Source organism: Streptomyces novaecaesareae, assembly GCF_000716875.1.
Lineage (GTDB): Bacteria > Actinomycetota > Actinomycetes > Streptomycetales > Streptomycetaceae > Kitasatospora > Kitasatospora novaecaesareae.
The window spans coordinates 55,292-63,936 of sequence record NZ_JNWQ01000016.1 but is presented as its reverse complement, the minus strand read 5'-3'; the positions used below and the strand labels follow the sequence as shown (position 1 = coordinate 63,936).

Here is an 8,645-nt window from a genome sequence, read left to right as displayed (position 1 = left end):
TCCCGGCGAGGACTTACAGGAATCGGTTGGGATCGGTGAAGTCCAGCGGACAGCTGGTCGGCCGGCCGAGGACGATGTCGGCCAGCGCCTCCCCGATCCCGGTGGAGTGCTTGAAGCCGTGGAAGTTGCAGCCGCCGCCGATGACCAGTCGCGGGTCGCCGTGCGGGCGGCCGATGAGGAACTGCTTGTCGGGGGTGCGGCTGAACATGCCGACCTCCGTCCGGGACGGCACGGCGCCCATCCCGGGCACCGCCTCGGCCAGCAGGCCGGCGACCGCGGTCCAGTCCTGCGGGGTGACGCCGCGGTCGCAGTCGTCGGCGCGGGTGACCCGGAAGGCGCTTCCGCCGTCCTCCAGGCCGAGCTTGACGTCCGGGCCGCCGCGGGAGCCGTGGCCCCAGACGGCGCCGCGGCCGCCGAGCTCCCGCATGAAGGGCGGCAGCCGGTCGAGGGTGAACGGCGCGGGGTCTGCGACCGGCCGGAACCAGGTCTGGGGGACGCGCACGGTCTCCAGGGGCAGGCCGGGCACCAGCGTGTCGAGCCAGGGGCCCGCCGTGACCACGACCTGACCGACCCGGAAGGTGCGGGCGGGGGTGCGGACGACCGCCCCGTCCCCGGTCAGTTCGACGGCGGTGACGCGGGTGTCGGTGAAGACCCGGGCGCCGCGCGCCGCCGCCGCGCCGACGGCGGCGCGGACGGCCTCCTCCGGCCGGATCAGCCCGGCCTCCGGCTCGCGGACGCCGATGTCGCCGTCCTGGAACGCCGCGTGCTGTGGCAGCCACCGGCGCAGCTCGTCGGCGGTCAGGGTGTCCACGGGCAGGTCGTGCTCGCGGGCGGCGCGCAGCGAACCGCCCGCGATGTGTCCGTCCGCGGGGCCCATCAGGACGGCGCCCACCCGGTCGAAGAGGGTACGGCCGGTGACGGTCTCCAGCTGCTGCCACAGCTCCCGGGAGCGCTTGGCCAGCGGCACGAGACCGGGGTGTTCGAGGCAGGTGACGCGGAACATCCGGGTGCCGCCGTGCGAGGCGCCGAAGGGGTGGCCCAGGCCGTACCGCTCGAAGCCCAGCACCCGGACGCCGCGCGAGGCGAGCTGCCACAGGGCCGAGGAACCCCAGGCGCCGAGCCCCACCACCGCGACCTCGGCGTCGGGGGTCCGGGTCATGCCGCCTGCTCCGGGCCGGTGAACGCGGGCATCACGTGCTCGGCGAAGAGCCTCATGGCGCGCTCGGAGTCCTCGTAGGGCATGTGGCCGGGGTTGAACTGGAGGCTGAGCGTGGGGTCCGCGCCGAACCAGTCGACGAGCACGGCGATCTGCTCGCGCACCTCGTCCGGGGTGCCGGCCAGCACCTTGTTGTCGGCGTGCGACTGCCGGAAGTCGTACTTCTTGACCTTCTCCACGAACTGCTCGTAGCCGCGGTACGCGTCGCTGCGCGTCCGGCCCCAGCTCGCCACGGCCCCGGCCATGTGCTCGACGTAGTTGACCTCGAAGGTCTCGGCGAGGTCGAGCGCCTTCGCGCGGTCCTCGGCCACGTAGCAGGTGTACTTGATCTGGATGCGCGGGCTGCCCGGGTGGCCGGCCTCGCGCCAGGCCTCGCGGTAGCCGGCCAGCATCGACTGGAGCTGCTCGCGGGAGGTCACCGACGGCACCACCTGGAGGTGGTAGCCGGCGCGGCCGGCGGCGGCGCACGAGTCCGGGCTCATCGCGGAGGCGATGAAGATGGGCGGGTGCGGCTTCTGGACGGGCTCCGGGAGCATCGTGACGGGGCCGAACCGCTGGAAGGAGCCCTCCCAGACCACGTCCTGCTCGGACCACAGCCGCCGGCAGACCTCGACGCCCTCGGCGAAGCGCGCCCGGCTCTCGTCGATGTCGATGCCGAAGGCCTCGAACTCCTGCGGCAGGAAGGCGCGGCCGAAGCCGACGTCGAGCCGCCCGTGGGAGAGGTTGTCCAGCATCGCGAGCTTGCCGGCGAGCTTCAGCGGGTGGGTGAAGGCGGGGATGACCGCTCCGGTGCCGATCCGGATCCGGCTCGTGCGGGCGGCGGCCGCGGTGAGGAAGGTGACCGGGTCGGGCAGGTAGCCGCCGTACGGGGAGAAGTAGTGCTCCACGCACTGCGCGTGCTCGAAGCCGAGCTCCTCGGCCAGGCTCACCAGCCGCAGGGCCTCGTCGAAGTAGTCGCTCGCGCTCTTCTTCGCCGGGTCGACAACGGGAAAGAAATTCACGCCGAATTGCACCGTGACTCCAATGGCTTGTTGAGGGATGACGGCCGCCGCCGTGCGGGCCGACCCGGGTTCTAGCGGGAGATGAGTTCCCACCAGTCGTTGAGGGTGGGCACTGCGGTGAATTCAGCGATTTCGGTCCGGAGGCCGTGCCGCTGCCAGCCCGACACGATGCCCATCACACCGATCGAGTCGAGGCCGAGATCCTGGAGATTCACGTCGTCCAGCACCTCGGAGATGCTGACACCGAGCCGCTCGGCGAGCACGCGCTGCAGCTCCGACTTGCTCCCCGGAATTACACCCTGGTTACTCAATTTGCCACACCGCACCGTTCGGATCCGCCTGATGACTCAACTGGAATCAACCCTAGCCGCCACCCCTAAAAGCCCCCTTAAAAGGGGCTATTGATGCGTTGTGCCGCACCCTAAAGCGCCGGATATTAACGGTATCCAAATCCCGACGGCTCGGCTAGTATCGCCAAGATATCAGCCCCGGAAACCATCGATTGTGATGGCTGGAGAAAAGGACTGGAAATGCTGGACGGATGCGTTCCCTGGCCGGAAGCCACCGCGGCGGCATACCGGGAGGCCGGATACTGGCGGGGGGAGACGCTCGGGCAGCTGCTGCGCGACTGGGCCGCCGCGTACGACGGCCGGACCGCCCTCGTCGGCGGCGACCGGCGCGTCACGTACACCGAGCTCGACGCGTGGGCGGACCGGCTGGCGGCGGGCTTCGCCGCGCGCGGCATCCGGCCCGGCGACCGGGTCGTGGTCCAGCTCCCCAACACCCCGGAGTTCGTCGCCGTCTGCTTCGGACTCTTCCGGCTCGGCGCGCTGCCCGTCTTCGCGCTCCCGGCGCACCGGCACCACGAGATCAGCCACCTCTGCTCGCACTCCGGCGCCGTCGCCTACGTGGTGCCCGACGTCCACCAGGGCTTCGACCACCGCGAACTGGCCACCCAGGTCCGCGCCTCGGTCCCGACCGTGCGCGAGGTGTTCGTCCTCGGCGACCCCGGCCCGCACAGCTCGCTGGAGGAACTCTCGGCGACCGAGGCGCCCGTCCCGGCCCCGGACGCGCCGGCCGACGCGTCCCCGGCGGACCCCGCGTTCTTCCTCCTGTCCGGCGGCACGACCGCGCTTCCCAAGCTCATCCCGCGGACCCACGAGGACTACGCCTACCAGATCCGCGCCGCCTCGGAGGTCTGCGAACTGGACGGCGACACCGTCTACCTCGCCGTCCTGCCCATCGAGTTCAACTTCACCTGGGGCTGCCCGGGCGTGCTCGGCACCCTGAGCACGGGCGGCACGGTCGTGCTGGCCAGGACGCCGAACCCCGACGAGTGCTTCGCGCTCATCGAGCGGGAGAAGGTCACCATGACCTCCTGCGTGCCGACCATCGCCCACATGTGGCTGGACGCCGCCGAGTGGACCGAGCGGGACCTGAGCAGCCTCTCGGTCCTCCAGATCGGCAGCGCCAAGCTCCACCCCGAGGTGGCCGCCCGGGTCACCCCGACCCTCGGCTGCCGGCTCCAGCAGGTGTTCGGCATGGCCGAGGGCCTGCTCACCTTCACCCGCTACGACGACCCCCTCGACCGGGTGCTCACCACCCAGGGCCGGCCCATCTCCCCCGCCGACGAGATCCGCGTGGTGGACTCCGAGGACCGGCCCGTGGCCCCGGGCGAGACCGGCGAGCTGCTGACGCGCGGCCCCTACACCCTGCGCGGCTACTACCGCGCCGAGGAGCACAACGCCCGCGCGTTCAGCGAGGACGGCTTCTACCGCAGCGGTGACCTCGTGCGCTTCACCGAGGACGGGGACATGGTCGTCCAGGGCCGGGTCAAGGACGTCGTCATCCGCGGCGGCGACAAGGTCTCGGCCACCGAGGTGGAGCGGCACGTCACCGCCGCGCACGACGGGATCCAGCAGGCCGCCGTGGTGGCGATGCCCGACGAGCTCATGGGCGAACGGGTCTGCGTCTTCGTCGTCCCGGCCGGCGAGCCTCCCCGCCTCCCCGAGCTCAAGCGCCTGCTGCGCGCCCGCGGGCTGGCCGAGTACAAGCTGCCGGACCGCCTCGAAGTGATCGACGCCTTCCCGCTGACCGGGCTCGGCAAGGTCGACAAGAAGGCGCTCGCCGTGGAACTCGCGCAGCGCCTGGCCGCCGCCTGACCGCGTACGCCCCGCCGGGAGGGACCGCCACCGGAAGGCGGCCCTCCCGGCGGGGCGCGCCCGCGTGCCCCGCTCCGCCGGCCCCGGCACGCGGGCACCCATCAGCCCACGTCCCGCACGGCGCGGGACGTCTTTCCGTCATGGGGGTACCTCCGTATGCAGCAACGCTACGTCGTACCGGGCGGCCGTCGAGGCAGTGTCATCGGCGATCGCGAACTGGACGTCCTGGGGCAGCTCGTCTCCTCGGGCGCCCCGCTCTCCGCCGGGGGGTGGCGGGAGGCGTTCGAGCGGGCCTTCGCCGACCACGTCGGCGCCCGGCACGCCCTGTCGGTGACGAGCGGGACCGTGGCCCTGGACATCGCCATCCGGCTGCTCGACCTGGCCCCGGGCGACGAGGTCGTGGTGACGCCGCAGACCTTCCAGGCCAGCATCCAACCGCTGCTCGACCTGGGCGTCACGGTCCGGTTCTGCGACATCGACCCGCTCACCCTGAACATGGACCCGGCCGCGCTGGAGCCGCTGATCACCGACCGGACCAGGGCCGTGATCCTGGTCCACTACGGCGGCTGCCCGGCGGACATGGACGCCATCATGAAGCTCACCCGGCCCCGCGCCATCACGGTGATCGAGGACAGCGCCCACGCGCTCGGCGCCACCTACCACGGCCGCCGGCCCGGTTCGCTGGCCGACATCGCGACCTTCAGCTTCCACTCCACCAAGAACATCACCACCCTCGGCGAGGGCGGCATGATCACCCTCGACCGCGACGACTGGGCGGAGCGGGTGAGCCGCTACCGGAACAACGCGGTGGACGGCGTCTACGTCCACCACGGGACGGACGCGGCGGAGCTGCCCGCCGCACTGCCCTGGATGATGTTCTCCGCCGAGATCTACGACCGCGCCTGCGCCGGCATCCGCAACGCCGGCACGAACGCCACGATGTCCGAGGCGGCCGCCGCGGTGGGCCTGGCCCAACTCGACCGGCTGGACGAGCTGGTGGCGCGCCGTCGGATGATCGCCCGCAGACTGGACGAGGCCGTCGCCGCGTTCCCCGGCGTCCGGCCGGTCTCCGCGCCGGAGGGCATCGACCACGCCTACCACCTCTACACCTTCCTCGTGCACGACCGGGACGTCCGCGACGCCCTGCTGCGCGAACTCGACGAGCGCGGCGTCGAGGTCCAACTGCGCTACTTCCCGCTGCACCTGACGCCGGAGTGGCGCTTCCGCGGACACGGCCCCGGCGAGTGCCCGGTCGCGGAACGGCTCTGGTTCGAGCAGCACATGAACCTGCCATGCCACCCGGGGCTGCTCGACTCCCAGGTCGACCACCTCGTCGACGCCCTGACCGCCGGCCTCACCGCCGTCACCGGCACGGCCGCGAACCTCCGCGGCGGCACGGCCGCCGCCGTCTGAACAACAGGAGCAACCATGCCTTTCATCGAAGTCAAGATCTTCGAACAGCGCCTGACCGAGCAGACCGAGCGGGAACTGGTCGAACGGCTCACCCAGGCCACGGTCGACGTGTTCGGCGAGTCCATCCGGGAGCAGACCTGGGTGGTCCTCACCCCGGTCCCGGCCCACCGCTGGGGCATCGGCGGCAGCACCCACCCCCGGCCCGCCGCGCAGGAGCAGGAGCCCCGGTCATGACGGCACCACGAGCCGGGACCGCACCGCGAGCCGGGACGGCGCCACGAGCCGGGACCAGCCGGTGGCGGCTGCTGAGCATGGGCCTGCCGCCGCTGCTCGGCCTGGCCTTGGTCGTCATGACGCTCATCGTCAACGCGCCGGTCTCCCCCGCGCGGACCCAGGCGTACAAGGCGGTCGCCCCCGTCGCCGACACCTACTTCCGGCAGAGCTGGATGCTCCTCGCGCCGTACTCGGTGGACTACAACGGCGAGGTCTTCTACCAGGTCGAGTACGAGAACGCGACCGGCACGCACACCACCGAACCGGCGTCGCTGTCCCGCAAGATGGCCGGCACCGCCCGTGAGATCCGCCTCGCCCCGAACCGCATGGGCGCGGTCGGCCTCTACCTCGGCGTCGAGCTCGGCAGCCTGCACGAGAAGCAGGCGGCCGTCGACGACGCGCGCAAGAAGGCGCTCTCCGACTTCTCCGGCCCGCAGAACGAACTGGCGGCCCTGTCGGAGGCGGCGAAGACGGACACCGCCACGGTGCTGTCGCCGCTGGTGGACGAGCTCCACCTGGACGGCAGGGTCACCCGGCTGCGCGCCTACTACACGTACACGCCCGTCAAGCGCTTCGACGACCGCCACTCGCCCGAGGACCCCACCTCCGAGGTGTTCACCGACCTCGGCTGGTTCGACTACCGGCCTGGAGCCCAGCCATGGACAGACTGAAGAACTCCGCCGCGAGCGCGCTGCGCGGTGTGTCCAGCCACCCGAAGTACCTCGTCGGCCTCTCGCTCTGCCGCATCCTGCTGGGCCTGAGCACCACGCTCTACTACGTCTCCAACATCCCCTACCGCGACTTCCTCTGGGGGCCGCACAGCTACTCCGGCTTCGAGGCCTTCAAGGCCCTGACCGGGGACCAGCACATCTTCTCGCTGTACGCGCTCAGCGACGGCAGGACCTGGTTCAACCTCGTGTACTTCGTCGGCCTGGCGGTCTCCCTCGCCTGGACGGTGCTCGGCTCGCGCAGCCTGACCGTGGTGCACGTGGTGTTCATGACCTCCATCTACCACCGCAACTACACGATGTGGGAGGGCGGCGACGCGCTCACCGGCATCGTGCTGATCCTCATGATGGGCACCACGGCGAACGCCCACTTCAGCCCGCTGGCCAAGCGCGTCCGCGCGCGGCTGGAGCGGCGCGCCGGCGAACCGCACCTGCGAACCTCGCTGCACAACACGGCGGCCGTGCTGATCGTCTTCCAGGCGTGCGTCGTCTACGCCGTCTCCGCCCTGTGGAAGGTGGCCGCACCGCAGTGGCAGGAGGGCACCGCGCTCTACTACATCAGCCACGTGTGGCAGTACACCTACAGCTCCGCCTTCCCCCAGCTGATGGACAGCCTGGTCCTGACCGCGATCGTCACCTACTTCACCATCGTCGTGCAGCTGCTCGCCGTCCCGGCGGCGCTCACCTCGCGGCGGTGGTTCCGCGAGGCGGTCGTCCTGGGCATCGCCGCGATGCACATCGGCATCATGGCCGGCATGGGCCTGATGACCTTCGGCCTCGCCATGATGGCCATCGACGCCGTCATCGTCCGCGACGCCGACTACGAGGCGCTCTTGAGGCGCGTGCGGCTGCTGCGGGAACGCGTGGCGGCCCGGCGCGGCGACCGGAAGGCGGCCGCCGAGGAACCCGCGGCCGAGGAGCTGAGCGCGGCCTGAGCCCGCGCCCCCGGACGACGAAGAGCCCGACCGGTCGGCCGACCGGTCGGGCTCTCGCCGTGCCGTGACGCTGCGGTCAGACCATGCCGCCGGTCACGCGCAGGTTCTGGCCGCTGACGAAGCCGCCGTCCGGGCCGCAGAGGAAGGCCACCACGCCGGCGATGTCCGCGGGCTCACCGATCCGGCCCAGCGGCGTCATCCGAACGGCCAGCTCCAGGCCCTCCTGGGTGATGTTGGCCCGCAGCAGCTCGGTGTCGACCGCGCCCGGCGAGATCGCGTTGACGGTGATGCCGCGCGGGCCGAGCTCCTGGGCCGCCACGCGCGTGTACTGCTCGACGGCCGCCTTGCTGCCGGCGTGCAGCGACACGCCGGGCACCGGCAGCACGGTGTTGGCGGTCGAGAGGTTGATGATGCGGCCGCCGTCGTTCATCAGCCGCGACGCCTCCTGGATGGCGAAGAAGACGGCCCGGGCGTTGACCGCCATCGCCCCGTCGAACTCCTCCTCCGTCACGGCGTCGATGCGCGTCGCGGTGGCCGCGGCGGCGGCGTTGTTCACCAGGATGTCCAGGCCGCCCAGCAGGCGGTGCGCCTCTAGCATCGTGCGGCGCACCTCGGCGACCTCGGTGAGGTCCACCCGGATGGCGTGCGCGGTGCGGCCCGCGGCCTCGACCGCCGCCACGACCTCCTTGGCCTCCGCCTCGCGCTCGCGGTAGGTGAAGGCCACGTCGGCGCCCTCGGCGGCGAGTCGCTCGACGACCCCGCGGCCGATGCCGCGCGAGCCTCCGGTGACCAGCGCCTTCTTCTGCGAAAGAGTCATGATGTGTCCTCGTTGTGACGAAGCGGATGCGACGAAGCGGATGTGACGAAGCGGATGTGACGAAGCGGATGTGGAGCGGGGGCCGGCCGGGCGGCCGGCC

Annotated in this window: 9 protein-coding genes; 5 read left to right on the top strand and 4 right to left on the bottom strand. The window is 71.6% G+C overall.

Annotated elements, in window-relative coordinates:
• Nucleotides 1–13: 13 nt before the first annotated feature.
• The 3 genes from solA to OP86_RS08415 all read right to left on the bottom strand — a co-directional run bounded on the left by solA (nucleotide 14) and on the right by OP86_RS08415 (nucleotide 2,480).
• Nucleotides 14–1,159, bottom strand: coding sequence for an N-methyl-L-tryptophan oxidase (solA, locus tag OP86_RS08425; RefSeq protein ID WP_030058596.1), 1,146 nt, complete (start codon nucleotides 1,157–1,159; stop codon nucleotides 14–16).
• Complete coding sequence (locus OP86_RS08420; protein ID WP_324604095.1) at nucleotides 1,156–2,217, bottom strand: LLM class flavin-dependent oxidoreductase; 1,062 nt, start codon at nucleotides 2,215–2,217, stop codon at nucleotides 1,156–1,158. The genes solA and OP86_RS08420 overlap by 4 nt, the downstream gene beginning before the upstream one ends.
• Before the next feature lie 71 nt (nucleotides 2,218–2,288).
• A complete protein-coding gene (locus OP86_RS08415; protein ID WP_051829851.1) occupies nucleotides 2,289–2,480 on the bottom strand; it encodes a phosphopantetheine-binding protein in 192 nt (63 codons plus the stop codon).
• A gap of 267 nt (nucleotides 2,481–2,747) precedes the next feature.
• On the opposite strand from OP86_RS08415, the gene OP86_RS08410 reads away from it, so the two are divergent.
• From OP86_RS08410 to OP86_RS08390, 5 genes are all read left to right on the top strand, one after another.
• Nucleotides 2,748–4,379: a (2,3-dihydroxybenzoyl)adenylate synthase gene (locus OP86_RS08410; protein WP_030058599.1), complete on the top strand. Its 1,632-nt coding sequence runs from the start codon at nucleotides 2,748–2,750 to the stop codon at nucleotides 4,377–4,379.
• A gap of 156 nt (nucleotides 4,380–4,535) precedes the next feature.
• Entirely contained in the window at nucleotides 4,536–5,792 is a 1,257-nt protein-coding gene (locus OP86_RS08405) for a DegT/DnrJ/EryC1/StrS family aminotransferase (protein ID WP_030058600.1), read from the top strand.
• A 15-nt stretch (nucleotides 5,793–5,807) separates the two neighbouring features.
• The gene (locus OP86_RS08400) at nucleotides 5,808–6,026 is read left to right on the top strand and encodes a tautomerase family protein (protein WP_030058601.1); all 219 of its coding nucleotides are present in this window, start codon (nucleotides 5,808–5,810) and stop codon (nucleotides 6,024–6,026) included.
• Nucleotides 6,023–6,736: a DUF5819 family protein gene (locus OP86_RS08395; protein WP_157849697.1), complete on the top strand. Its 714-nt coding sequence runs from the start codon at nucleotides 6,023–6,025 to the stop codon at nucleotides 6,734–6,736. Before OP86_RS08400 ends, OP86_RS08395 begins: the two co-directional genes overlap by 4 nt.
• The gene (locus OP86_RS08390) at nucleotides 6,724–7,728 is read left to right on the top strand and encodes an HTTM domain-containing protein (RefSeq protein ID WP_030257803.1); all 1,005 of its coding nucleotides are present in this window, start codon (nucleotides 6,724–6,726) and stop codon (nucleotides 7,726–7,728) included. Before OP86_RS08395 ends, OP86_RS08390 begins: the two co-directional genes overlap by 13 nt.
• 76 nt (nucleotides 7,729–7,804) lie before the next feature.
• Here the strand turns inward: OP86_RS08390 and OP86_RS08385 are convergent, their stop codons facing one another.
• Nucleotides 7,805–8,545 (bottom strand): SDR family oxidoreductase, encoded by a 741-nt coding sequence (locus OP86_RS08385; protein ID WP_030257800.1) that lies wholly within the window; start codon nucleotides 8,543–8,545, stop codon nucleotides 7,805–7,807.
• Nucleotides 8,546–8,645 lie beyond the last annotated feature (100 nt).

Bases quoted from the DNA above. Each gene is read 5' to 3' on its own strand.
- OP86_RS08400 (WP_030058601.1), top strand. From the start codon at position 5,808: ATGCCTTTCATCGAAGTCAAGATCTTCGAACAGCGCCTGACCGAGCAG.
- OP86_RS08405 (WP_030058600.1), top strand. From the start codon at position 4,536: ATGCAGCAACGCTACGTCGTACCGGGCGGCCGTCGAGGCAGTGTCATC.
- OP86_RS08390 (WP_030257803.1), top strand. From the start codon at position 6,724: ATGGACAGACTGAAGAACTCCGCCGCGAGCGCGCTGCGCGGTGTGTCC.
- OP86_RS08410 (WP_030058599.1), top strand. From the start codon at position 2,748: ATGCTGGACGGATGCGTTCCCTGGCCGGAAGCCACCGCGGCGGCATAC.
- OP86_RS08395 (WP_157849697.1), top strand. From the start codon at position 6,023: ATGACGGCACCACGAGCCGGGACCGCACCGCGAGCCGGGACGGCGCCA.
- OP86_RS08385 (WP_030257800.1), bottom strand. From the start codon at position 8,545: ATGACTCTTTCGCAGAAGAAGGCGCTGGTCACCGGAGGCTCGCGCGGC.
- solA (WP_030058596.1), bottom strand. From the start codon at position 1,159: ATGACCCGGACCCCCGACGCCGAGGTCGCGGTGGTGGGGCTCGGCGCC.